The following is a 25,711-nucleotide window of genomic DNA, read 5'->3' as shown; positions in this document are numbered from 1 at the left end:
GCTCGAAACCGTTCCACGGCACCACCATCGACCAGGCCTCGACACAGCGCAGGCGATAGATTCGCTCTTCGACTGTCATCTCGGACATGATGTCATTGAAATCATACCGGCCGGGGCGATCCACCAGCCCGTCGATGGTGACGCTCCAGGGGGCGGTGGTCAGCGTGTGCGCATAGGCCGCCGGATCGCCCTTGCCGGTTCCGAACTCGTAAAAGTTGTTGTAGCTGGTGATGTCTTCCCAGCTGTTCGGTTCCAGCCCGGTCTTGGCCGCCAGCGGCCCGGCAATCGCACCCAGGCCCATCCCCGCGGCACCGGCCAGAATCTGACGCCGGTTCAGGAAAACAGGTTCGGGCGTGACATCCCGGTTGCTCAGCTCGTTCTTCCAGCGATGGGCCATAACACCTCCGTATTCCGTTGGTCCCGAAATAACCGGCCCATCGCGCCGCGCCAAACCAATTCGGCTCACGATTAGGCGACGGAATTGTAACGTCGCCATGGCCGCGTCCCGCGACGGGTGGCCGCCACGAGAGCGCTGCGGACGGGATCAGGTGATCACGTCCGGATCGACACGACCCACATGCCGGGCAAATCCCGCAAGTTCGAGCACCGCCTGCCGCAAGGGTTCGAGAACTTCGGCGGTGTCTTGCCCCGGGATCGATCCTTCGGCGCGGTAGAGTTCGAGGTAGAGCCGGATGGTCGCGCCCTCGGTTCCGGTCCCCGACAGGCGCAACACCGCTCGTCCGCCACCCGCGAACCAGATCCGCAGGCCCTGATGCTCGGATAGTGAATTGTCGATGGGATCGCGATAGGCAAACTCGTCCGCCCGTTCGACCGTCATGCCGGCAAAAACCTGCCCCGGCAGAGCGTCGAGCCGGGAAATGACACCGGTGACAAGCGCATTCGCATGCGCTTGGGACACCGCCTCGAAATCATGTCGCGAATAATAGTTACGTCCGAACTCGGTCCAGTGGGCGTTCTGGATCCGGGCCACCGACTGCCCGCGCGCCGCCAGGATGTTGAGCCACAGCAGCACCGCCCACAGCCCATCCTTTTCACGCACATGATCCGAGCCGGTGCCCGCGCTTTCCTCGCCGCACAGGGTTGCGCGGCCAGCATCCAGCAGGTTGCCAAAGAATTTCCAGCCCGTCGGGGTTTCAAAGCTGGCAATGCCAAGCTTTTCGGCAACCTTGTCGCTGGCCGCGCTTGTCGGCATCGACCGCGCGACCCCGGCCAGCCCGTTTTTGTAGCCCGGCGCCAGATGCGCATTTGCCGCCAGTATCGCGAGGCTGTCGGACGGGGTGACATAGGCCCCGCGCCCCACGATCATGTTGCGATCGCCGTCCCCGTCCGACGCCGCACCCAGATCCGGGGCCTCGTCCGACATCATCAGGTCCATCAGCGGTTTCGCCCAGATCGGGTTGGGATCGGGATGACCGCCGCCGAAATCCTCGGATGGCACCGCGTTGACCACGGTTCCCGCGGCAGCCCCCAGCGACGCCTCGAGTATCGCCCTGGCATAGGGGCCGGTAACCGCGTGCATCGCATCAAAGCGCATGGTGAACCCGCCGGCAAACAGGCGGCGGATCGCGTCGAAGTCAAAGAGCGTCTCCATCAACGCCAGGTAATCCGCGACCGGGTCAACAACCCTGACCGTCATTCCGCCAAGCCGCGACTCGCCAACGCTTCCCAGATCGACGTCATCGGCCGCAAGGATGCGATAGCCCTCGATCGAGCGGGTGGCGTCGTATATCCGCGCGGTCAGCCCCTCCGGGGCCGGGCCGCCATTGGCCGCGTTGAACTTGACGCCGAAATCCGCGTCGATCCCGCCGGGATTGTGGCTCGCCGACAGGATGAACCCCCCGTCTGTCCTGTTCTGGCGGATCAGGTTGGATGCCGCAGGCGTGGACAGCAGCCCGTTCTGACCGACGATGGCCTCGGTGGCCCCATTTGCCGCCGCGATCCCGAGAATGGTCTGAATGGCGGGCCGATTGAAAAACCGGCCATCCCCGCCGACCACGAAACGTTTCCCTTCGCCGCCACCGATGGCGTCAAAAACCGATTGCACAAAGGCCGCCAGGTAATGATCCTGCATGAATACGCGGGTTTTCTTGCGCAAACCCGATGTGCCCGGTTTTTGCCCGTCAAACGGTGCGATCTTGACTGTCTTGATGGTCATGCTTGGGTTCCTTCGGTCGATTTGCGTGCCGCGCGGCCATGGTCCGCCATGCATCCGCCTATGGTCGTCAGTTCGGGATGAGTTGCAAGCTCGTCCACGGAAACCGGATAGCGCCGCTGCCAGTTGAGGTGTTCGTGAACCGTGCCCGGCAGGTTCTGCGCCTCGACGCTGCCCAGGGCATCGTCGAGCTGGACACACACCATGTCCGCCGGAGAGGCGGCCAGCAGCCCATGTACCGCATCCTGCAGGTTCGGCGCGTGCCCGCGCAGGGTGGCGACATCCTGCATCCGCCGCCCCCTTTCATGCGCCGCGGCCGCATCATCGATCCAGCCGAGCCTTTGCCACCAGTCGATGTCACGACCCTGCGCGTAACCCTGCAACGTTGGCGTGTCATGGGTTCCGAAACAGGACAGGACCTGTGGCGAGGGCATGCCGGGAGTACGAAACCCGGCCCCGTCCCGTTCGTATTGCAAAACCGAATAGCCATAGAACCCATGTTCGCGCATCCTGTCGCGAAACCCGTCAGGAACAAGGCCCAGATCTTCGCCGATCACCAGCGTACCGTTGCGGGCCGCCTCGATCTTGATCAGCGCGATCAACGCCGCGAAAGGCTGAGTGACATAGGCCCCGGGCGACCCGTCATCCCGCACCCAGTAGCTGCGGTTCAGGCCCAGAACATGATCGATACGCAGCACCCCGGCATGGCGCATGTTCTGCGCGAGGATGCGGCGCAACGGAGCGTAATGGGCGGCGCGCAACCGGTGCGGGTTGAATGCGGCCAGCGCCCATGACTGCCCCTCGGGGCTCAGATGGTCCGGCGGCGCCCCCAGCGACACGCCCGGCGCAATCACATCGGCGTTGCACCAGGCTTCGGCCCCGCCCTGCCGCGCACCAACCGCAAGATCGAGATAGAGCCCCAGCGACATGCCCGCCGCCTGCGCCCGACTGACCGCCTGCGCAAGCTGGCCATCGGCGATCCACTGGAGCCATTTGTGAAACCGCTTGCGCCCCGGCGCGGCCTGCGCCGCATTTACTCCCGCTGGCCAGTGCCGCCAATCCGGGCCGTGCAATTCGGTCAAGGCCTCGAACGCGGCAAACCGGTCAAGCTCATCACCGCCAGCCCGGCAAAACGCCTCGAACCGTGGCTTGTCTTGCTGGCGAAACACGTTCCACGCGGCCTCAAGCGCCGCCTGATGTGCGTGTTTGTGGGCCGAATAGGGCACGGCTTCGGCGCGCCGCAACGCTTCGGACGCATCGCATTGCGCGCCCGGAACCTGATCGAGCGCGATATGGGCGGTGTTCAGGAACCCGCGATGGGACGGCGAATAGGGGCTGAACGCATCGCACTCCGCATGGCCCATGGCATGCACCGGGTTGATGCCCAGAAACGCCGCGCCGTGCCGCGCGGTGGCCTGGGCGGCGCGACCGAGATCATCATAATCCCCGATGCCGCCATTGCGGCCCGAGACCAGCCCGTATAGCGCCCCCGACAGGCCCCAGATCCGGGATTGACCGATCAGATCACCGACCTGCGGCAACCGCGCGGGTGCGGCGAGCACCGTCACCTCCTGCGCATCCGCACCATCCCACAGCCGCAGCACATAGACATCCGGTGCCAGCGGCGGCAACATGACATCCCCCTCGCCTGCAAGCAGCGGGTGCGGGTCATCGGCGCGGGCCAGGCTCCAGGCATGCCCCGCGCCAAATCCCAAGGGCTGCGGGACATCCGCCGCGACGATCACGTCTGGCGGAAATTTCCGCGCCTCGGCCTGTCCGCGCAAATCGGCAATGCTGTCGGCCAAGGCCTCTCCATCCGTGTCATGACCCATGGCGCGGGCCAGCGCCGCATAGGTTTCCGGTGGCGTGACACGCTCTTGTCCCGACATGTCGTGAAAAGCCGGCAGGATCCCCAGCAACTCGCCAAGTTCGCGCAATTGCCCGGCCCTGCTCATGCTGCCCGCTCCGCAAGCAACACAAAGGCGCTGAGTGACCCTGCGCCGATGATGGGGGCGTCCTGATCGATGCGAACAGGGCTCTGCGCCGCGCGGGTGGTGTCGATCTCGCGCAGCCAGATCATGCCCTCGGGGCAATCGGGCAGGGCCACGGGCAGATCTGCATCGCTGCGGTTGAAGGCGATGAACACGGTGTCCAGATCCGGCACGTAATCCGGGGCCTCTGCCGAACAGCGCAGCGTCAGGCAGACATTGGCCAGCCGCGGATCGCGCCATTGCACCGGGCCCTGCGCGAAATCCGTCCACGCCACATCCACCAGCCCGTCGCCGGGCCGTGTCCCGCCGTGCAGGAACCGGGTTTGCCGTACCGCGCGATGTGCCACCCGGAACGCCGACAGGTGGGCGACAAAGCCGCACATGTCCTCATCCGCCCGGTCCCACGACACCCAGCCGGTTTCGTTGTCCTGGCAATAGGCATTGTTGTTGCCGCCCTGCGAGTTCGAGATCTCGTCGCCGGATAACAGCATTGGCGTCCCCTGCGCCAGAAACAGCGTGGCGAGCATGTTGCGCTGGCGTTGCCGGCGACGGTCGCGGATGGCCCTATCGTCCGTGTCCCCTTCAACCCCGCAATTGTCGGAAAAATTCGACCCGTGCCCGTCACGGTTCATTTCGCCATTGGCCTCGTTGTGGCGATGGTCATAGCGCGTGGTATCGGCCAGCGTGAACCCGTCATGGGCCGCGATGAAATTCACCGATGTCCACGAGCGCCGCCCGGAATGGTCGAAATTCTCGGCCGAACCCAACAGACGCCCGCCCAGGTCCTGGGTGGCGTGGTCGTCGTTGCGCCAAAAGCGGCGCACGGAATCGCGGAACCCGTCATTCCATTCGCGAAACTCGTGCGGGAATGCACCCAGCTGATAGCCCCCCGGTCCAATGTCCCACGGTTCCGCGATCATCCGCACATCCGCCAGCACCGGATCCTGCCGCAGCGCCGCAAAGAACCGGCCCTGCGCATCGAACCCGTGTTCTTCGCGGCCCAGAACGGTCGCAAGATCGAACCGGAAGCCGTCAATGCCAAAGGCCTCGACCCAAAAGCGCAAACTGTCCAGCACCATGCGCAGCACATAGGGATGCGCGATGTTCAACGTGTTGCCGCATCCGGTGTCGTTTACATAATAACGCGGTTGCCCCCGGCTCAGCCGGTAATAGGACGCGTTGTCGAGCCCGCGAAAACTCAGCGTCGGGCCGGATTGGTCCCCTTCGGCGGTGTGGTTATAGACCACGTCCAGAATGACCTCGATCTCGTGTTCATGCAGGCGGTCGACCATCCGGCGAAACCCGGCCAGCCCCTGCGCCCCGAAATAGCGCGGCTCGGGGGTGAAAAAGCCGATCGAATTATACCCCCAGTAATTGCGCCGCCCGCTCTCGACCAGGAAACTGTCATCGACAAAGGCATGCACGGGCAAAAGCTCGACCGCGCCCACGTTCAACCGCTTGTAATGTGCGATCATCGCGTCCGACGCCAACCCTTCGTAAGTGCCGCGCAAGGGTTCGGGCACATCCGGGTGCAACCTGGTCAGCCCCTTTGGATGGGCCTCGTAAATCAGGTCACGCGCCCCGGCCCGGTGCCCACCCTTGACCCGAGGCGCGAAAAACGCCGGGTCAGACACCACCGATTTCGGCACAAACGGCGCACTGTCGCGACCGTCAAACGACAGATCGGCCTCCCGCGCGCCCGCCTCGTATCCAAGCATCGCCGGATCATTGCCCCAGGTTCCGTGCAATTCACGGGCATAGGGATCCATCAACAGCTTGTTCGGATTGAACCGATGCCCCCGTTCCGGCGCATAAGGACCATGGGCGCGAAATCCATAGCGGGTTCCAACCGGCAGGGCGTGAACATAACCATGCCAGACCGGGCCGGTGCGTTCGGGCAAGACATGGCGCGCGATCTCGGTTTCGCCATCATCGGTGAACAGGCACAGCTCGATCTTGCTCGCGTTTTCCGAGAACACCGCAAAGTTCACGCCATGGCCGTCATGCCGTGCCCCAAGCGGATAGGGCGCGCCATGCGTCATCCGGTGTGTGGTCATTGCCTGCCTTCGAGCAAAGCGGTGAACAGGTCCAGATAGGCGCGCGCGGATTGATCCCAGCCAACCGGGTGCCGCATCGCCCGCCGTTGCATCGCGGCCCAGACCCTGGGCTCTGCAAACAGCTCACAGGCCCGCGCGATGGCCTGATCCAGACCGGGGGCCGAGATTGGCGAAAACTGGATGCCGGTGGCGCATCCGGCCTGCAAGGCCGCGTCGTTGGCATCGATCACCGTATCCGCCAGCCCGCCGGTGCGCGCCACCACCGGCAGCGTTCCATAGCGCAGGCCATATAGCTGGGTCAGCCCGCAGGGTTCGAACCGCGACGGGATGAGGATGGCATCGGCCCCGCCCTGCATCTGGTGCGACAGGGCCTCGTCATAGCCGATGATCGCGCCCACATGGCCGGGATGCCGCGACGCGGCCTCGACAAATGCCTGTTCCATCGCCGTATCGCCCGACCCGAGCAGCGCCAGCTGCGCGCCGCGTTCGACAAGGCCCGGCAGACAGTCAAGCAACATGTCCAGCCCTTTTTGCCCGGTCAGCCGGCTGATCACGCAAAACAGCGGGCCAGCGGCATCCGGCGAGAGTGCAAAGCGCCGGCGCAATGCGTCTCGGTTCCGCGCCTTGCGCCCAAGGCTGCGCATTCCATAACTCGTATCCAGGGCCGGGTCGGTCTCGGGGTTCCACGCATCAAGGTCGATCCCGTTGAGAATACCGGTCAACTGCGCCTGCCGCGCCGCCAGCACCCCTTCGAGCCCCATGCCGAACTCGGGCGTCAGCAACTCGCGGGCATAGGTGGGGCTGACGGTGGTGATCGCATCGCTATAGACCAGCCCCGCCTTGAGAAATCCGACACGGCCATAGAATTCGAGCCCCTCCGGATGAAACAGCTCGGGCGCCAGCCCCAGCGGCCCCATCACCCCGGGGTCAAACACCCCCTGAAAGGCGATGTTGTGAATCGTCGTCACAACCGGTGGCGTCGCCCGCTTGCTTTGACGCAGGTAGGCGGCGACCAACCCGGCCTGCCAGTCATGGGCGTTGACCAGATCCGGTATCCAGCCCGCGATGCCATCCTGGGCAACCCGCGCCGCCGCCATCGACAGGGCGGCGAACCGCACATGATTGTCCCGATGGTCCTGGCCATTGGCATCCAGATAAATCGTTCCGGCGCGGTCATAGAGATGTGGCGCGTCCAGCAGGAGCAGCTCGATCCCCTGCGCATTTGCCGCCACCAGCCGCGCCGGCCCGCCGTGGAAATCGGCAAACCCCATGACCTCGGCCCCCGTCGCCAGCACCTCGGCCAGCGCCGGATAGGCCGGCATCATCACCCGCACCTGCGCGCCCATCCCGGCAAGCGCCTTGGGTACGGCCCCGATCACATCGGCCAGCCCTCCGGTCTTGACAAAGGGGGCGCATTCAGAGGCGACAAAGAGCAGTTTCATCCGGTCATTCCGTCAGTCGTTCAAGGCATCGATCATCGGTTGCGTGATCAAGGTGACACCATTTTCCGTCCGCCGAAACCGTTTGGCGTCAAGCTCGGGATCTTCGCCCACCACCAGCCCCGCCGGGATGATCACGCCCCGGTCGATCACCACATCCCTGAGCCGCGCCTTGCGGTTGATCTCGACATAGGGCATGGCCACCACACCTTCGAGCTGGGAAAAGGAATGCGTCTTGACCCCGGTGAACATCAGGCACCGTTCAAGGCTCGATCCCGAGATGATGCAGCCGCCAGACACCATTGACGACACCGCCAGCCCGCGGCGGCCCTCTTCGTTGTGGATGAACTTGGCGGGGGGCGTCAGCTCGGAATAGGTCCAGATCGGCCATTCCGTGTCAAACAGGTCAAGCTCCGGTACAAAATCGGTCAGGTCGATATTGGCCCGCCAAAAGGCGTCAACGGTGCCGACATCGCGCCAATAGGGTTCCTTTTCAAGCCCGGTGCGCACGCAGGAGCGGCTGAAGGGATGCGCCACCGCCTTGCCGTTCTTGACGATCGACGGGATCAGATCGCTGCCGAAATCCTGGGTCGAGTCCGGGTTGGCGGCATCCTGCGCCAGCAGATCCATCAGGAAGCCGGTTTCAAAGACATAGATCCCCATGCTGGCCAGCGCCAGATCGGGATGGCCGGGCATCGCCGGAGGATCGGCAGGTTTCTCGACGAAATCCAGGATCGTATCGCTGGCATCCACCTTCATCACGCCAAAGCCGCTGGCCTCGTTGCGGGGCACTTCGATACAGCCCACGGTAACATCAGCACCGCTTTCCACGTGATGCTGGATCATCCGGGAATAATCCTGCTTATAGATGTGATCCCCGGCTAGAACGACGATGAACTTGGGGCCATAGCCCTCGATGATGTCCTTGTTCTGCCAAACTGCGTCGGCGGTGCCGCGATACCAGTTCTCTTGATCCAGCCGTTGCGAAGCGGGCAGGATATCTAGAGACTCATTGCGCTCGGCCCGGAAAAAACTCCAGCCGCGTTGCAGGTGGCGGATCAGGCTGTGCGCCTTGTACTGGGTCGCGACCCCGATGCGCCGGATGCCGGAATTCACCGCATTGGAAAGGGCAAAGTCGATGATCCGGGTCTTGCCGCCGAAATACATCGCCGGTTTCGCCCGCCGGTCGGTCAGCTCGTAGAGCCGGCTGCCCCGCCCGCCGGCGAGAACAAAAGCCATAGTTTGCGCCGCCAGCCGCTGAGATTCATTGTCCATGTCAGTTCCCCCATTCGAGGCCCCCGGCCCCGCTCCAATGTCAATCGCTATGGTTGCAATTCAAATATCACCGTCGAAAGCGGCGGCAGCGTGAGGCTGAGCGAATACGCCCGCCCCGATGCCGCGATCTCGTCGCTGTCCACACCGCCCAGGTTGCCGCGATTGCCGCCCCCATAGCGTTCGGCATCGGTGTTCAGCCGCTCGGCCCAATGACCGGCCTGCGGAACCCCGATACGCCGCTCCCGGCGCTCGACCGGGGTAAAGTTGGTGACGACCAGAACCGGCAGCGCACCGTCTTCACCGTGGCGCACCCATGCAATGATCGATTCATCGGCGGCATGTTCCTCGATCCATTCGAACCCGTCCGGCCGCGCATCGCGTTGGAACAGCGCCGGGGTATCGCGATAGAGGCGGTTCAGATCCCGCACGAGGGTCTGGATGCCCTTGTGATCCGGATGATCAAGCAAATGCCAATCCAGGCTGGAATCGTGGTCCCATTCGCGACCCTGTGCAAATTCACACCCCATGAACAACAGCTTCTTGCCCGGATGGCCCCACATGAACCCCAGATACGCGCGCAGGTTGGCAAATTTCGCTGCCCCCTCGCCCGGCATCTTGTCAAGCAGCGAGCCCTTGCCATGCACCACTTCGTCATGGCTGATCGGCAGGATGAAATTCTCGGAAAACGCATAGAGCAAGCCAAAGGTCAGCTTGTCGTGGTGGTATTTCCGATGCACCGGGTCTTCGGCGATATAGGCCAGCGTGTCATTCATCCAGCCCATGTTCCACTTGAACCCGAAGCCAAGCCCGCCGCCATCGACCGGGGCGCTGACACCGGGAAAGGCGGTGCTTTCCTCGGCGATGGTCATCATGCCGGGATACGTGCCATAGGTCAGGGTGTTCATCTGCTGCATGAAGGCAATCGCTTCGAGATTTTCGCGGCCGCCATGCACGTTCGGAACCCACTGGCCATCCTCGCGGGAATAGTCGCGGTACAGCATCGAGGCCACCGCATCGACGCGCAGCCCGTCGATATGGTATTCGCCCAGCCAATATTGTGCGTTTGCGGTCAGATAGTTCGCGACCTCGCGGCGTCCGTAGTTGTAGATCAGGGTGTTCCAGTCCTGGTGAAACCCCTCGCGCGGGTCCGCGTGTTCATACAGCGCGGTGCCGTCGAACTGGCCCAACCCGTGCTGGTCCGTAGGAAAATGCCCCGGCACCCAATCGAGGATCAGCCCGATATCCGCCGCATGGCAAGCATCGACAAAGGCCTGGAACTCTTCGGGTGTGCCATGCCGGATTGTCGGCGCAAACAGCCCGACAGGTTGATAGCCCCACGATCCGTCAAACGGAAACTCCGACACCGGCATCAACTCGATATGGGTGAACCCCATGTCCCGGGCGTAACCGACCAGCTGATCCGCATGTTCGCGATAGCTCAGCGGGCGGCTGCCTTCTTCGGGAACCCGCCGCCAGCTGCCCAGATGCACCTCGTAGATCGACATGGGTGCGTCGGGGCGATGGCGTGCCGCGCGCCCGGCCATCCAGCCCGCATCGGCCCAGACATGCCGGTCAATCTCGCGGACCACCGAAGCGGTTTGCGGCGGATGTTCCGATCCGAAACCCACCGGGTCCGACTTGAGCGGCAGCAGCCCGCCCGACCCATCCAGCAATTCGTATTTATAGGCCGCCCCCTCGCCGACATCCGGCAGGAAGATTTCCCAAACCCCGGTCTGCCCACGCCGGCGCATCACGGCGCGGCGGCCATCCCAGTTGTTGAAACCGCCCACCACCGAAACCCGGCTGGCATTTGGGGCCCAAACCGCGAAATGGGTTCCGGCGCTGCCCTCGTGGGTTGTCAGATGGGCACCCAACACGCGCCAAAGCTGCTGGTGTGCGCCTTCGCCGATCAGGTATTCGTCAATCTCACCAAGCACCGGGCCAAAGCGATAGGGATCCTGCGCCTCCCAGACCTGTTCGCCCGCGCCAAAACGCAGACGATAGGCAAAGGGCTTGCGCCGCCGCGCCGCGATACCGGTAAACAGCCCCGGCGCATCGGGGTGCGGATCAAGCCCCATGATCCGGCGGCCGGTCCGGGGGTCGAGCACCTCTGCCCGGTCGGCATCGGGGTGAAAACACCGCACCGACAACTTGCCGTCAACCGCGTGCAAACCCAATACCGCGAAAGGATCGGAAAACCGGCCCGCCGCGATGGCCTGTGCGTCTTGGGAACGGATCATCGGCTAGCCCTCCTTGCGCTCACATGGTCAGCGAACGTGCGTTCCAGATGTCGGATGCATAGCCCCGGATCGTGCGGTCGGACGAGAACCAGCCCATGCCAGCGGTGTTCAGCGCCGCCATCCGAGTCCATGCCGCGGGGTCGCGATACACCGCGTCAACCTTGCGTTGGGTATCGACGTAGCTGTCGAAATCACAGGTCACCAGGAAATAGTCATGGTCCCAGATGTTGCGCAAAAGCGCCGCATAGCGTCCGCCATCTCCGCCCGAGAATGTCCCGTCGGCGATCTGTCCCAGCACGCGGGTCAATCGCGGGCTGGCCCCGATCGCGGCACGGGCATAACCCGGCTCGGCCCGGCGTTCCGTCACCTCTTGTGCGGTCAGGCCAAAGAGAAAGAAGTTCTCCGCGCCCACATGTTCGCGAATTTCCACGTTTGCGCCATCCAGCGTGCCGATGGTCGGGCTGCCGTTCAGGGACAGCTTCATGTTGCCGGTGCCCGAGGCCTCTTTGCCGGCGGTCGAGATCTGTTCAGAGAGGTCCGAGGCCGGAATCAACAGCTCGGCCATCGAAACATTGTAGTTTTCCGGATAGACCACCTGCAACAGATCACGGGTGGTCGCATCGGCATTCAGGATCTTTGCCACGTCGTTGATCAGGTGAATGATCGACTTGGCCATCACGTAACCCGGTGCGGCCTTGCCACCGAAAATCTTGACCCGCGGGGTCCAGTCGCCATTCGGATTGTCGCGAATGTCGTTCCACAGGGCAATCGTCTCGAGGATATTCATCAACTGACGTTTGTATTCGTGGATGCGCTTGATCTGGGTGTCGAACATCGCGTCGGGGTTCACGATCACGCCATCACGGGCGCGCAGCCAATTGGCCAGGCGTTCCTTGTTGCTGCGCTTGGCCTTGGCAAAAGCCTCGCGAAATGCCGCATCCGCGACATGCGGTTTCAGCTCCGCGAGCCGCTCAAGATCGTCGGCCCAGCCCTGTCCGATGGTGTCGTCGATCAAGGACCGCAGCGCCGGGTTGCAGGAATACAGCCAGCGGCGCGGGGTTATGCCGTTGGTCTGGTTGATGATCCGGTCGGGATAGGCCAGGTGCAGATCGTGGAACACCGTTTCCTTGACCAGTTCGGAATGCAGCGCCGAAACGCCGTTGACCTTGTGCGCCATGACAAAGGCCAGTTCCCCCATCTTGACCTGGCCGTGCTCGATGATCGTGACCTTGGACCCCGCCGTCGCGAAATGCGCGTCCTGGATGATCTCGATGATACGGTGATGGCGCGGCAGAATGCGGGCGAACAACCCTTCGGGCCAGCGTTCCAGCGCCTCGGGCAGCAGCGTGTGATTGGTATAGGCCAGCGTCTGGCGGGCAATCTCGATAGCGCGCGCCATTGGAACCGCGTGTTCGTCCGCCAGCAACCGCACCAGCTCGGGTCCGGCAATGGCCGGGTGGGTGTCGTTCAGCTGGATGGCGACATGGTCGGGCAGGTCTTCGATGGCATAACCTTCGGTCAGGAAGCGCCGCAACAGGTCCTGGATCGAGGCGGCGGTAAAGAAATACTCCTGCTTCAGGCGCAGTTCCTTGCCCTTGTCGGTCGTGTCATCCGGATAGAGCACCCGGCTGATCGTGCGCGCCAGCGCCTCGGGTTCGGAAGCGGCGATGTAATCGCCCCGGTTGAAGCTCTCGAGATCGAACAGCTTGACCGGCTTGGCCGCCCACAGGCGCAGGGTATTTGCCCATTTCCCCTGCCAGCCGATGATTGGCGTGTCATAAGCCTGCGCCAGCACGGTTTCGTCGCTGTGCCAGACACATTTGTCGCCGCATTTGCTGACATAACCGCCGAAATGAACCGGGATCGACACTTCCGGGCGCTCGAATTCCCAGGCATGCCGTTGCGCCAGCCACTTTTCGGCGGTTTCGACCTGAACGCCATCCTTGAAATGCTGCTCGAACAACCCGTGTTCATAGCGGATGCCATAGCCATAGGCCGGGATGCCAAGGGTCGAGAGGCTGTCTAGGAAACAAGCCGCCAGACGCCCCAGCCCGCCATTGCCAAGCGCCGCATCCGGTTCATCCGTGACGATCCGGTTGTAATCCTGCCCGAGTTCGGCAAGCGCGGCGGCGGCCATGTCCTCGACACCCAGGTTGATCGCCACGTCCTCGATCAGACGACCGATCAGGAATTCCATCGACAGGTAATAGACCCGCTTGCCCTTGGCCTCATAGGTGCGCCGCGTCGAGGTGAACCAGGGGTCAACCACCAGATCGCGCAACGACAAGGCCAGCGACATGCGCCAGTCATAGGTCGTTGCATGGTCCGGATCCTTGCCCAGCGAACTGCGCAGGTGGCGCAGCATCGCCTGGCTCAGCGCCGGTTGGTCAAAATCGATGTTCAGCGTATCGGGCATGGTCATGTCCTGCTTGGGATGGGGCGACGCGGTGTGTTCTGGCGCGCGGCCCCGGTTTACCTGTCATTGCTCAAGCTCTTGCGCCCAGGGCGGGTTGGCACCGGCACGTGACACGGTAACACCGGCAACCCGCGTGCCAAAGGCCAGCGCGTCCCGCAACAGATCGGCACCGATGTCACCAAGCGCCGCCTTGTCCAGCGCTCCGGCCTGCTGCAAATGCGCCAGCACCCCGGCGTTGAACGTGTCCCCCGCGCCGACGGTATCGACCATCTCGACCCGTTGCGCCGTGACCGAAATCTCTTCACCGGTCGGCAGCCAGCCCGAGGCCCCGGCGCTGCCCTTGGTCAGGATCACCAACCGGGGGCCACGGGCGCGGATTTCCTCGATCTTTTCAGCCAGGGAGGAGGACCCCGGCACGATCCAGTTCAGGTCTTCGTCAGACACTTTCACGATATCCGCCAGCGACAGCATCCGCTCCAATCGCGTGCGATAACGTGCCTCGTCACGAATGAAGCCCGGGCGGATATTCGGGTCCAGCGCAATCACGCGGCTGCTCGCCTCGCGGTCCGCCAGCGCGGCATAGAATTCGCCACAGGGCTCGCTGATCAGGCTGATCCCCCCGAAATAGAGCGCATTGGCGGTTTCGGGAATGTCGGGAAGCGCGCTCGCGTCCAGCATCCGGCCGGCGGTGTTTTCATCGTAGAACGTATAGACCGCATGCCCATCCGTCAGTTGTACGAAAGCCAGCGTCGCCGGGCGGTCGGACAGGATGACGTTGGACACATCCACATGCGATGCCCTGAGCGCTTCGAGCAGCTGGGTGCCGAACATGTCCCGCGACAGGCCCGAGACGAAACCCGGGCTGACGCGCAGCCTGCCCAGCGCGATGGCCGTGTTGAAAATGGCACCGCCGACATGCGCGGAATAGGACACCCTGCCATCGGCGCCCCGGGCTTCGATCATGTCGATCAGCGCTTCGCCACAACACAAAAGCATTCCGACTTCCTCCCACAAACAGGGTCTTCAAAGGTTGAATGGCAAACAGCGCCAAAGGCAACGACTTATGCTATCCCGGCACCCGCCGGGATCCGAACGCCTCTGATGACTTGCGTGACACGCACGATCCCGTTTCCCCTGGCGGGCAGGCCGAATGACACGCGGAAATCACCATTCCCGACGCGATGATAGCGCTAACATCGTTTCTGATTCTGAGCAAGTCTTGTCGCGACTGAAAGACCCGTTGCGGCAATTTGCACCATGTCTCGCCTCCGGCTCCGATCTCAAGCCACGGTCCGGCGGGCGATGCCCGGCACCTGGACAGGGCAGGCGGGGCTGCGCCCTTCTGCCGGTATAATTTTTGGGCAACCTGATTAGTCGCTACATTTCCAAGGTTTAGCTATCAAGTTCGCGGCTTCTGAGGTGCGTACCTCAGAAATTTCTAGACATGAGGTGCGTACCTCAACTAGCGTTCGACTCGTCTGAACGACGAATCGGCGTCCGCAAAGAAGTCGCCATGCACCGAATGGGAGGAAAATCATGAAGTCTCTGAAACTGGCATCCGCCAGCGCGATCAGCCTTGCCGCGGCGACATTCGCCGGCACAGCGCAGGCCGAGGATCTGACATTGTGCTGGGCCGCGTGGGACCCCGCCAATGCGCTTGTCGAACTGAGCAAGGAATTCGAAGCCCAGTCCGGCCACACGATGAGCTTTGAATTCGTGCCCTGGCCAAATTTCGCGGACCGGATGCTGAATGAACTGAACTCGGGCGGACAGCTTTGCGACCTGTTGATCGGCGACAGCCAATGGATCGGCGGCGGTGCCGAGAACGGTCATTACGTCAAGCTGAACGGCTTTTTCGATGCCCAGGGCATCGAGATGAGCGATTTTGCCGATGCCACCGTCTATGCCTATTCCACCTGGCCCAAGGGGACGCCGAATTACTATGCGCTGCCCGCGATGGGGGATGCAAATGGCTGGTTCTATCGCAAGGACTGGTTCGAGCGGGACGACATCAAGGCCGCGTTCAAAGAGGCAACCGGGCGTGACCTCGCCGAGCCGGCAAGCCAAAAGGAATTGCTCGAAATCGCGCAGTTCTTTCAAGGTCGCGAAATTGACGGACAGACGGTCTACGGTGCCGCGATCTTTACCGAGCGCGGGTCCGAAGGCATCACCATGGGTGTGACCGGCGCGCTGTATCCCTGGGGTTTCAAATACGAGAACACCCCCGGCTCCTATGATATGGAGGGCGCGGTGAATTCGCCCGAGGCGGTCGAGGCGCTCGAATTCTACAAGGAATTCTACAAGACCGCGACGCCGCCGGGCTATACCAACTCGTATATGGGCGAGAGCCTTGACGCGTTCAAATCCGGCCAGGTCGCCATGGCGATGAACTGGTTCGCATTCTTTCCCGGCCTTTATGCCGACCCCAATACCGGCGGCGACAAGATCGACTTTTTCGTGAATCCGCCGCAGAATCAGCCCGGCTCGACCCTTGGCGGCCAGGGCATTTCGGTGGTGTCCTATTCCGACAAGCAGGACGCCGCGCTGGAATATATCAAGTGGTTCGCACAGCCGGACGTACAGCAGAAATGGTGGGACCTGGGCGGCTACTCCGCGCATAACGCCGTGCTGGAAAGCCCGACATTCAAGGACAGCGCCCCCTTTGCCGGGGATTTCCTCGAGGCGATGGCCAATGTCCAGGACTTCTGGCAAGAGCCGGCCTATGCCGAACTGCTGCTGGCGATGCAAAAGCGCATGCATGACTATGTGGTCGCCGATCAGGGCACCGCGCAAGAAGCGCTCGACCTTCTGATCGAGGACTGGACCGAGGTCTTCGAGGACGAAGGCAAGCTCTGACCCGCCCGAAAGCCCCGTAAATCGGGGCCAGCCAAGATCACCTGTCCCGGAAGCGATTCCGGGGCATGGGTTCCCTGCACTCTGACCACCGGATCCGCCCCATGTCCGAGACCACCGCCACCCGCGCCGCCGCCGCCACCCCGCCCGGGGTCGCGCGCAAGATCAGGGGGCTGAGCGACCGTGCCATTGCCTGGATCTTTGTTGGTCCGACGATCTTCCTGTTGCTGGCGATCAATATCTTCCCGCTGATCTGGACCGTGCGGCTCAGCTTTACCAACTTCAAGGCCAACCGGAACCGCCCCGTCGAGTGGATCGGCACGCGCAATTATGAACGCATCCTGACGGACAGCGATATCTGGTTGAACATGCAGGCCACCGCGCATTTCCTGTTCTGGACGATCTTTTTCCAGGTGCTGATCGGCTTTGCCCTCGCCTATCTGATCAACAAGAAATTCAAGGGCAACGATCTGTGGACCACCATCATCGTGTTGCCGATGATGTTGTCTCCGGCGGTGGTGGGGAATTTCTGGAAGTTCCTCTATCAACCGCAGATCGGCCTGTTCAATTATGTGGTCGGCTTCTTTACCGGCAAGGATCCGTCCAGTTTCGAAATGCTCGGCTCGGTCGACCTCGCCCCGTGGTCGATTGTCATTGTCGACACCTGGATGTGGACGCCCTTCGTGATGCTGATCTGCCTCGCCGGGCTGCGTTCCATCCCCGATTACATCTACGAGGCCGCCGAAATCGACCGGGCGTCGAAATTGCGGCAATTCTTTACCATCACCATCCCGATGGTGCTGCCTTTCCTGATGCTCGCCGTGTTGTTTCGCGGGATCGAGAACTTCAAGATGTTCGACCTGGTGGTGCAACTCACCGGCGGCGGGCCAGGATCGACCACCGAACTGACCTCGATCAATCTCAAGCGCGAGGCCTTTGAAAAATGGCGCACCGGCTATGCCTCGGCCTATGCGATCATCCTGTTTGTCACGGTGTTCGGGCTGGCCAGCATCTATGTCAAGGCGCTGAACAAGGTGAAGGAGCGGTGATCATGCAAGCGCGTCTCACTCCGACAACCTCCCGCCTGAAAGGCATCGCATCATGAGCAGCTTTTCCGTCACCGAACCCAGCCCCCGGTCGAAATGGTTCGCCGGGACGCTGGTCATCCTCTATGCGCTGATCACCATGGTTCCGCTGGCGTGGATCATGCTTACCGGGTTCAAATCGCCGTCCGATGCGATTTCCTATCCGCCCAAGGTGGTGTTCGAGCCGACACTGGAGGGCTATGTCAACCTGTTCACCACCCGCACCCGCCAGACCGACGAATATCTCGAGGCCAACCCGCCCGAAACATGGTACGAGGAAATCGTCCGCGAATATGACATGGTCATTGCCGGCCCTTCGAAGTTCGGCGAACGGTTCCTGAATTCGGTGATCATCGGCTTTGGCTCGACCTTCCTGAGCATCGTGTTGGGCACGCTCGCTGCCTATGCGTTTTCGCGGTTCAAGATACCGCTTGCCGATGACTTGCTGTTCTTCATCCTCAGCACCAGGATGATGCCACCGATTGCCGTCGCCATTCCGATTTTCCTGATGTACCGGCAACTGGGCCTGTCCGATACACATCTGGGAATGATCCTGCTTTATACAGCGGTCAATATCTCGCTGGCGGTCTGGCTGCTCAAGGGGTTCATCGACGAGATTCCGCGCGAATACGAAGAGGCCGCGCTGATCGATGGCTACACGCGGTTTCAGGCGTTCTACAAGGTCGTGCTGCCGCAGGCCGCCACGGGCATCGCCTCGACCGCGATCTTCTGCCTGATCTTTGCCTGGAACGAATACGCCTTTGCGGTGCTGCTGACCTCGGGCACCGCCCAGACCGCGCCGCCCTTCATCCCGACCATCATCGGCGTTGGCGGGCTCGACTGGCCCGCCGTGGCGGCGGGTGCCACGATCTTTTTGCTGCCGGTCATGATCTTTACCATCCTCTTGCGCAAACACCTGCTGCGCGGGATCACATTCGGAGCGGTGCGCAAATGAGCAATTTTTTTACCGGACTCATGCGCCTGCGCCGCGGCCCCTGGGAGATGCTTGCAACCATCCTGATCGGTCTCGGGGTGTTCATGCTGATGCAGCCCTTTGTGCTCTGGGCCTATACCTATTCCTTCATCACCACATTGGTGGGCACCGTGATGTTCATCATCGTGTCCCATTTCAAGGACTGACCCGTGGCCCAGATCGTCATCGACAGAATACGCAAGGAGTTCGGCGATTTCACCGCCGTGCGGGAATCGAGCTTTACCATCGAGGATGGTGAATTCTTCATGCTGCTTGGCCCCTCGGGCTGTGGCAAGACAACCACCCTGCGCATGATCGCCGGGCTGGAATTGCCGACATCCGGGCAGATTTTCCTCGACGGCGAAGAGATCAGCCAGAAACCCCCGAGCCAGCGCGACATTGCGTTCGTCTTTCAGATGTTCGCGCTCTACCCGCATATGAACGTGCGCAAGAACCTGAGCTATCCCCTGATCAGCCAGGGCATGCCCCGCGCACAGGTCAAGGCCAAGATCAACGAGGTCGCAGAGATCCTGGGCATTCAGAACATCCTGAACCGCCCCGTTGGCGGCTTGTCCGGCGGCGACCGGCAGCGCGTCGCCCTTGGTCGCGCCATCGTGCGTGACCCCAAGGCGTTCATGATGGACGAACCCCTGGGCGCGCTGGACGCCGAGTTTCGCGAGCATATGGCCGAAGAGCTGCGCGCCCTGCACGACCGGATGAACGCCACCACCGTCTATGTCACCCATGACCAGCTCGAGGCGATGCAGATGGGCGACAAGATCGTGGTGATGAACAACGCGGTGGTCGAACAATTCGGCACACCCCAGGAGATTTACGACAAGCCCGCAACCATGTTCGTCGCCGATTTCATCGGGTCGCCCTCGATGAACTTTCTGCGCTTTGGCGGCACGGTCGCGGGTGGGGCAAGCTCGGTCTCGCTGAACGGTGTGACGCTGGGCGTGCCGCGCCAGATTCAGGGCGCGAACGGCAAGCTCGTGTTCGGGGTTCGCCCGGAACATGTGACCCTGACCGACAGCGGCGCATACCGCGGAGAGGTGCTGGCATCGGAATATCTCGGCACCACCCAGATTATCACGCTGGCCACCGCCAATGGCGAGCTCAAGGCCCGCATCGACAGCGCCCAGACCGCCACGATCGGCGAAACCGTGGGGCTCGATTTTGATGCGCGCAAGATCACGCTGTTTGACGAGACCAGCGGCGCGGCCCTGCGCTCGGCGCTGAACAACGAGGTGCTCGCCCATGGCTGAGGTCGTACTCAGGAACCTGTCGAAATCCTATGGCGACGACATTGGCGTGGCCGATGTGTCGATGACCATCCCCGACGGGGCCTTTGTCGTGCTGCTCGGTCCGACCGGGGCGGGCAAGACAACCACGCTGCGGCTCATTTCCGGGCTGGAACGGATGGACAGCGGCGAGGTCTGGATCGGCGGCCGTAACGTGGGCGATGAAACCCCCGCCCAGCGCGATGTGGCGATGGTGTTTCAGCAATACTCGCTCTATCCCCACCTGTCGGTGCGCGACAATCTCGCCTTTCCGCTGAAATCCCCGATCCTCAACACCCCGCCTGACGAGATCGATCGCAAGGTCGCCGAGGTCGCCGGTGTGCTCCAGATCAGCCACAAGCTTGACAACAAGGCCACCGCCCTGTCCGGCGGCGAGATGCAGCGGGTGTCCATCGGCAGGGCGCTGGTGCGCGATCCGTCGATCTACCTGATGGATGAACCGCTCAGTTCTCTGGATGCCAAGCTGCGCACCGACCTGCGGGTCGAGCTCAAACGCATCCATGCATCGCTTGGCGCGACGTTGCTCTATGTCACCCATGACCAGATCGAAGCCATGACCATGGCCACCCATGTGGGCGTACTGGACCATGGCAGGCTCGTGCAATTCGGCAGCCCGCGCGAAATCTATGAAAACCCCGACAGCCTCTATGTCGCCAGCCGCCTTGGCCTGCCGCGGATCAACATCCTGCCCGCCGATATCTTTGGTAATGTGCCCCCCGGCACCAGCCAGATCGGGCTGCGCCCCGAGCATATCACCCAGGGCAGCGGGCAGGACGCCACCATCAAGCGGGTCGAGCATCTGGGCGATCAGGCCCGGTTGCACCTGAACCTGCACGGCCATGACATCACCACCATCGCCGCCCCCGATACCGATTATCAGCCCGGCGCGCATATCAAGATCGAACCGCGCAATCCGCTGTGTTTCGACGCCCAGGGCAACCGCATCCGCTAGGGAGACATCATCATGAGCCAGTTCATCAATGCCAGGGATACCCTTGTCACCGACGCGGTTGACGGCCTGATTTCAACGTCGGGCGGGGCGCTGGCGCGGCTTGACGGCTATCCCCACATCAAGGTTGTCACCCGCGCCGACTGGGACAAATCACGCGTGGCGCTGATTTCTGGCGGTGGCTCGGGGCATGAACCGGCCCATGCGGGATTTGTCGGCGCGGGCATGTTGACGGCGGCGGTCTGTGGCGAGGTTTTTGCCTCGCCCTCGGTCGATGCGGTGCTGGCGGGCATCCTTGCGGTCACCGGCGAGGCGGGCTGCCTGCTGATCGTCAAGAACTATACCGGTGATCGCCTGAATTTCGGCCTCGCCGCCGAACGCGCCCGCGCCTTTGGGCTCAGGGTGTCGATGGTGGTGGTCGATGACGATATCGCCCTGCCCGACCTGCCGCAGGCCCGTGGCGTCGCCGGGACGCTGTTCGTTCACAAGATCGCCGGCGCGCTGGCGCAGGACGGAGCCGATCTCGACACCGTCACCCGCGCCGCGCAGTCGGCGATTTCCGCCATGGCATCGATCGGTACATCCCTTGATACCTGCACGGTCCCCGGATCGGCCAAGGAAGACCGCATCGCGCCCGGCAAGGCCGAACTGGGCCTTGGCATCCATGGCGAGGCCGGGATCGAACAGGTGGCCTTTTCCGACGCCCGCACCGCGATGGGCATCGTGCTGGACCGGCTCGCACCCCGTATCGGGGACGGCGCGCATGTGGCGCTGCTGAACAATCTCGGCTCGACCACGCCGCTCGAGATGAGCGTCCTGGCCCATGAACTGGCCACCTCGCCCAAGGCCGGCAACATCAGGCATGTCATCGGACCGGCACCGATGATGACCTCGCTTGACATGCATGGGTTCTCCGTCTCGGTCCTGCCGGTTGATGACACGACCCGGGCGCTGCTGGCTGCCCCGGTGGAACTGCCCGCGTGGCCCGGATTGGCGGATATCGCACCGGTCACGACCCGTCCGCTGCCTGACGGGCTCAGTCCGATCCAACCGATCCCGTCCAGCAACCCAAGGACCCGTGCGGTGATCGACCAGGCCTGCAACCTGCTGATCGCGGCAGAGGCTGATCTCAACACGCTGGACGCCAAGTCCGGCGATGGCGACACCGGCAGCACCCTGGCCACGGCGGCGCGCGCGCTCAGGGAGGCGCTCGACCGGATGCCGCTGGCGGACCTGACCCAGCTGTTCCGCGCCGTCGGCAATGAGCTCAGCCAGACCATGGGCGGCTCGTCGGGCGTGATCCTTGCGATCTTCTTTGGTGCAACCGGCGATGCCTGCGCCAATGGCAAACCCACGGCGCAGGCGCTGATGGCCGGGCTCGACCGGATCAGCCAGGTGGGCGGCGCGGCGCGCGGCGACCGGACCATGATCGATGCGCTGGCCCCCGCCCTCGAAGCGCTTGCGGGCGGCATCGGCGCCGCAGCGGCCGCGGCGCGCGCGGGCGCGGATGCCACCGCCACCATGGATCGCGCCAAGGCCGGGCGCGCATCCTATGTGCCGCCGGAAAATCTGATCGGGCATAACGATCCCGGGGCCGAGGCCGTGGCGCGCCTGTTCGAAGGGCTGGCAAAAGCCCTGTGATCGCGACAAACATGACCCCATGAAGCCAGCTACCAATAATCTCCCGAACCCCACCATCAACGACATTGCCCGCGTCGCGCGGGTCAGCCTTGCAACGGTGGACCGCGTGCTGAACGCGCGCCCCGGCGTGCGCGAAGCCACGGTACAAAAGGTCAACAAGGCCATTGCCGAGCTGGGCTATGTCCGCGACACCGCCGCCGCCAACCTCGCACGCGGACGGATCTATAATTTCCTGTTCATCCTGCCCTCGAACAGCAACGAATTCCTCGTCATGCTCGAAGCACAGATCGAACAGCTGAACCGGCGGATGCGCCATGAACGCACCAAGCTGTCCTATACCCGTGTCACCGCGTTCGACCCGATGGCGCTGGCCGAGGCAATCGACGCGGTCGATGCCTCCAAGATTGACGGCGTGGCGATCTTTGGCCCCGAAACCCCTTCGGTGCGCGACTCCATCGCCCACCTCAAGGCCAATGGCGTTACGGTCGTGTCGCTGGTTGCCGATGTGCCCAGTTCCGAACGGGATTTTTATGTGGGGCTCGACAATGTGGCCGCCGGGCGCACGGCGGCGCAGCTACTTGGGCGGTTCCTTGGCGAGACCCGGGGCAAGATCGCGGTTCTGACCGGTTCGATGCTGGCGCGCGATCATCTTGAACGCCGGTTGGGTTTTGACGAGGTGATGGCCCGGGATTTCCCCAATCTCGACGTGCTCGCCTCGCTCGAAGGGCGCGACGATCCCGACCTGATTGAAAAACTGGTCCCCGAGGCCCTGGGCGATGCCGAGGACGTAATCGGCATCTATTCGTCGGCCGCGGGCAACGAAGGTCTGCTGCGCGCCTTTCGCACGTGGCGGCCCGCCCGCCGGCCGGTGGTGATCGCCCATGAGCTGACCCCGCTGTCCCGTTCGGCGCTGATGGCCGGGGCGTTCGACGCGGTGATCAGCCAGGATTGCGGCCATCTGGTGCGCAGCGCGGTGCGCATCATGCGCGCCTACAGCGACAACACCCCGATCAACCTGGCCCAGGAACGTATCCGTATCGACATATATCTAAAGGAAAACATGCCGCAGTAAGGCGGCGCAGATTTGGGAGGATCACACATGAAGACCATCAAGGGCCCGGCGCTGTTTCTGGCACAGTTCGCCGGTGACGACGCGCCGTTCAACTCGTGGGACGCGATCACGAAATGGGCGGCGGATTGCGGATACAAGGGTGTGCAGGTGCCCAGCTGGGACGCGCGCCTGTTCGATCTCGCCAAGGCCGCCGAGAGCAAGGCCTATTGCGATGACTTCAAGGGGCAGGCCGCCGCCAACGGCATCGAAGTCACCGAGCTTTCAACCCATTTGCAGGGCCAGCTGGTCGCGGTGCATCCCGCCTATGACAGCGCCTTTGACGGCTTTGCCGACCCCAGCGTGCATAACAACCCCGCCGCGCGGCAGGAATGGGCGGTGGACCAGGTCAACAAGGCCATCACCGCCTCTGCCAACCTGGGTATCGACAAACATGTGACATTCTCGGGCGCGCTGGCCTGGCCCTATGTCTATCCGTGGCCGCAACGTCCGGCGGGGCTGGTTGAAACCGCCTTTGACGAACTGGCCCGCCGCTGGCGTCCGATACTGGATCATGCCGAGGAGAACGGGGTTGATATCTGTTACGAGATCCACCCCGGCGAAGACCTGCATGACGGGGTGACATTCGAGATGTTCCTTGAGCGGGTCGACAACCACGCACGGTGCAACATGCTCTACGATCCGTCGCATTACGTGCTGCAATGTCTGGATTACCTCGACAATATCGACATCTACAAGGACCGCATCAAGATGTTCCACGTCAAGGATGCCGAGTTCAACCCGACCGGGCGTCAAGGTGTCTATTCCGGCTATCAATCCTGGGTCAACCGCGCCGGACGCTTCCGCAGCCTGGGCGACGGACAGGTGGATTTCGCGGCGATCTTTTCCAAGATGGCGGCCAATGATTTCGATGGCTGGGCCGTGGTCGAATGGGAATGCTGTCTGAAGCACCCCGAAGACGGCGCGCGCGAAGGGGCGGCCTTTGTGCGGGACCATATCATCCGGGTCACCGAACGGGCCTTTGACGACTTTGCCGATGGCGGCACCGATGACGCCGCCAATCGCAAGATGCTGGGGATTGGTTGACATGACACGGATCAGACTTGGCATGGTGGGTGGCGGCAATGATGCGTTTATCGGGGCCGTTCACCGGATTGCGGCGCGCGTCGACGACCGATTCGAGCTGGTGGCAGGGGCGCTGTCCTCGACCCCGGAAAAATCCCGCGCCTCGGGCGAGGCGCTGAACCTGCCGCGCATCTATGACGACTTCAAACAGATGGCGATCCGCGAGGCGCGGCTCAAGACCGGAATCGAAGCCGTATCGATCGTCACCCCGAACCACGTGCATTACGCCGCCGCGCGCGAGTTCCTGAAACGCGGGATTCACGTGATCTGTGACAAGCCGCTGACCTCGACGCTCGCGGATGCGAAAAAGCTGGTCAAGGCGGCCGAAGCCTCGGATGCGCTGTTCGTGCTGACGCATAACTATACCGGTTATCCGATGGTGCGACAGGCCCGCGCGATGATCGCTGCCGGTGACATCGGCACGGTGCGCGTGGTGCAGGCCGAATATCCGCAGGATTGGCTGACCACCGAGCAGGATTTCAAACAGGCCGAATGGCGCACCGACCCGGCGCGTTCGGGGGCGGGAGGGTCGACCGGCGATATCGGCACCCACGCCTTTAACCTGGCCTGTTTCGTGACCGGGCTTGAAGCCGAGAGCCTCGCCGCCGATCTCGACGCGTTTGTGCCCGGGCGGCAGGTCGATGACAACGCCCATGTCATGCTGCGCTTCAAGGGTGGGGCCAAGGGGATGCTGTGGTCAAGCCAGGTTGCGCCGGGCAACGAGAATGCCCTGAAAATCCGCGTCTATGGCGACAAGGGCGGGCTGGAATGGGCGCAGGAAGACCCGAATTACCTCTGGTACACCCCGTTCGGTCAGCCCAAGCAGCTGATCACACGCAACGGCGCGGGTGCGGGCGATGCCGCCGCCCGTATGAGCCGCGTTCCGCCGGGCCATCCCGAGGGGTATCTGGAAGGGTTCGCCAATATCTATGGCGAAGCCGCCGATGCCATCATCGCGCATCGCGACGGCAAGAAACCCGGACCGGATGTGATTTATCCAACCGTTCAGGACGGGTTGCGCGGGGTTCAGTTCGTGGATGCCTGTGTACGCTCATCCGCACGGAATGCCGCCTGGGTCTCGTTCTAGCGCCGTCCAGACGGCAAATGGCGGTGCCCGACGC

The 25,711-nt window shown here is 62.9% G+C and carries 19 protein-coding genes (1 of these 19 cut by a window edge); 10 read left to right on the top strand and 9 right to left on the bottom strand.

Features of this window, described 5'->3' with window-relative positions; genetic code table 11:
* The 9 genes from msrP to ACP15R_RS22170 all read right to left on the bottom strand — a co-directional run.
* Nucleotides 1-397: the 5' end (the start) of a protein-methionine-sulfoxide reductase catalytic subunit MsrP gene (gene msrP / locus ACP15R_RS22210; RefSeq protein WP_424988265.1), read on the bottom strand. The gene continues 506 nt to the left of window position 1, outside the view; only the first 397 of its 903 coding nucleotides appear in the window; it begins with the start codon at nt 395-397; its stop codon lies beyond the left edge, outside the window.
* Between the two features lie 147 nt (nt 398-544).
* Entirely contained in the window at nt 545-2,176 is a 1,632-nt protein-coding gene (locus ACP15R_RS22205; protein ID WP_424988264.1) for an alpha-D-glucose phosphate-specific phosphoglucomutase, read from the bottom strand.
* Nucleotides 2,173-4,128, bottom strand: a complete 1,956-nt coding sequence (gene malQ, locus ACP15R_RS22200; RefSeq protein WP_424988263.1) for a 4-alpha-glucanotransferase — start codon at nt 4,126-4,128, stop codon at nt 2,173-2,175. The genes ACP15R_RS22205 and malQ overlap by 4 nt, the downstream gene beginning before the upstream one ends.
* Nucleotides 4,125-6,221: a glycogen debranching protein GlgX gene (glgX, locus tag ACP15R_RS22195; RefSeq protein ID WP_424988262.1), complete on the bottom strand. Its 2,097-nt coding sequence runs from the start codon at nt 6,219-6,221 to the stop codon at nt 4,125-4,127. Before glgX ends, malQ begins: the two co-directional genes overlap by 4 nt.
* Nucleotides 6,218-7,663 (bottom strand): glycogen synthase GlgA, encoded by a 1,446-nt coding sequence (gene glgA / locus ACP15R_RS22190; RefSeq protein ID WP_424988261.1) that lies wholly within the window; start codon nt 7,661-7,663, stop codon nt 6,218-6,220. The genes glgX and glgA overlap by 4 nt, the downstream gene beginning before the upstream one ends.
* Before the next feature lie 12 nt (nt 7,664-7,675).
* Nucleotides 7,676-8,935, bottom strand: coding sequence for a glucose-1-phosphate adenylyltransferase (glgC, locus tag ACP15R_RS22185; RefSeq protein WP_424988260.1), 1,260 nt, complete (start codon nt 8,933-8,935; stop codon nt 7,676-7,678).
* 47 nt (nt 8,936-8,982) lie between these two features.
* A complete protein-coding gene (glgB, locus tag ACP15R_RS22180; RefSeq protein WP_424988259.1) occupies nt 8,983-11,175 on the bottom strand; it encodes a 1,4-alpha-glucan branching protein GlgB in 2,193 nt (730 codons plus the stop codon).
* A gap of 19 nt (nt 11,176-11,194) precedes the next feature.
* A complete protein-coding gene (locus ACP15R_RS22175) occupies nt 11,195-13,591 on the bottom strand; it encodes a glycogen/starch/alpha-glucan phosphorylase (RefSeq protein WP_424988258.1) in 2,397 nt (798 codons plus the stop codon).
* A 63-nt stretch (nt 13,592-13,654) separates the two neighbouring features.
* The gene (locus ACP15R_RS22170; protein ID WP_424988257.1) at nt 13,655-14,587 is read right to left on the bottom strand and encodes a carbohydrate kinase family protein; all 933 of its coding nucleotides are present in this window, start codon (nt 14,585-14,587) and stop codon (nt 13,655-13,657) included.
* Nucleotides 14,588-15,127: 540 nt separating this feature from the next.
* On the opposite strand from ACP15R_RS22170, the gene ACP15R_RS22165 reads away from it, so the two are divergent.
* The 10 genes from ACP15R_RS22165 (at nt 15,128) to ACP15R_RS22120 (ending at nt 25,677) form a co-directional block, all read left to right on the top strand.
* On the top strand, nt 15,128-16,447 hold the full coding sequence (locus ACP15R_RS22165; protein ID WP_424988256.1) for an ABC transporter substrate-binding protein: 1,320 nt from the start codon (nt 15,128-15,130) through the stop codon (nt 16,445-16,447).
* 101 nt (nt 16,448-16,548) lie between these two features.
* Nucleotides 16,549-17,493 (top strand): carbohydrate ABC transporter permease, encoded by a 945-nt coding sequence (locus tag ACP15R_RS22160; protein ID WP_424988255.1) that lies wholly within the window; start codon nt 16,549-16,551, stop codon nt 17,491-17,493.
* Nucleotides 17,494-17,545: 52 nt separating this feature from the next.
* Nucleotides 17,546-18,484, top strand: coding sequence for a carbohydrate ABC transporter permease (locus ACP15R_RS22155; RefSeq protein WP_424988254.1), 939 nt, complete (start codon nt 17,546-17,548; stop codon nt 18,482-18,484).
* Nucleotides 18,481-18,669: a hypothetical protein gene (locus ACP15R_RS22150; RefSeq protein WP_424988253.1), complete on the top strand. Its 189-nt coding sequence runs from the start codon at nt 18,481-18,483 to the stop codon at nt 18,667-18,669. Before ACP15R_RS22155 ends, ACP15R_RS22150 begins: the two co-directional genes overlap by 4 nt.
* 3 nt (nt 18,670-18,672) lie before the next feature.
* Nucleotides 18,673-19,770 carry an ABC transporter ATP-binding protein gene (locus tag ACP15R_RS22145; RefSeq protein ID WP_424988252.1) on the top strand — a complete coding sequence of 366 codons (1,098 nt, stop codon included), beginning with the start codon at nt 18,673-18,675 and terminating at the stop codon, nt 19,768-19,770.
* The gene (locus ACP15R_RS22140) at nt 19,763-20,758 is read left to right on the top strand and encodes an ABC transporter ATP-binding protein (RefSeq protein WP_424988251.1); all 996 of its coding nucleotides are present in this window, start codon (nt 19,763-19,765) and stop codon (nt 20,756-20,758) included. Before ACP15R_RS22145 ends, ACP15R_RS22140 begins: the two co-directional genes overlap by 8 nt.
* Before the next feature lie 12 nt (nt 20,759-20,770).
* The gene (locus ACP15R_RS22135) at nt 20,771-22,396 is read left to right on the top strand and encodes a dihydroxyacetone kinase subunit DhaK (protein WP_424988250.1); all 1,626 of its coding nucleotides are present in this window, start codon (nt 20,771-20,773) and stop codon (nt 22,394-22,396) included.
* Between the two features lie 19 nt (nt 22,397-22,415).
* A complete protein-coding gene (locus ACP15R_RS22130; protein ID WP_424988249.1) occupies nt 22,416-23,468 on the top strand; it encodes a LacI family DNA-binding transcriptional regulator in 1,053 nt (350 codons plus the stop codon).
* A gap of 27 nt (nt 23,469-23,495) precedes the next feature.
* Nucleotides 23,496-24,551: a sugar phosphate isomerase/epimerase family protein gene (locus ACP15R_RS22125; protein ID WP_424988248.1), complete on the top strand. Its 1,056-nt coding sequence runs from the start codon at nt 23,496-23,498 to the stop codon at nt 24,549-24,551.
* Between the two features lies 1 nt (nt 24,552).
* The gene (locus tag ACP15R_RS22120; protein ID WP_424988247.1) at nt 24,553-25,677 is read left to right on the top strand and encodes a Gfo/Idh/MocA family protein; all 1,125 of its coding nucleotides are present in this window, start codon (nt 24,553-24,555) and stop codon (nt 25,675-25,677) included.
* Nucleotides 25,678-25,711 lie beyond the last annotated feature (34 nt).

This window comes from Microbulbifer sp. S227A (genome assembly GCF_049800935.1).
This window is presented reverse-complemented; position numbering and strand designations above follow the sequence as displayed.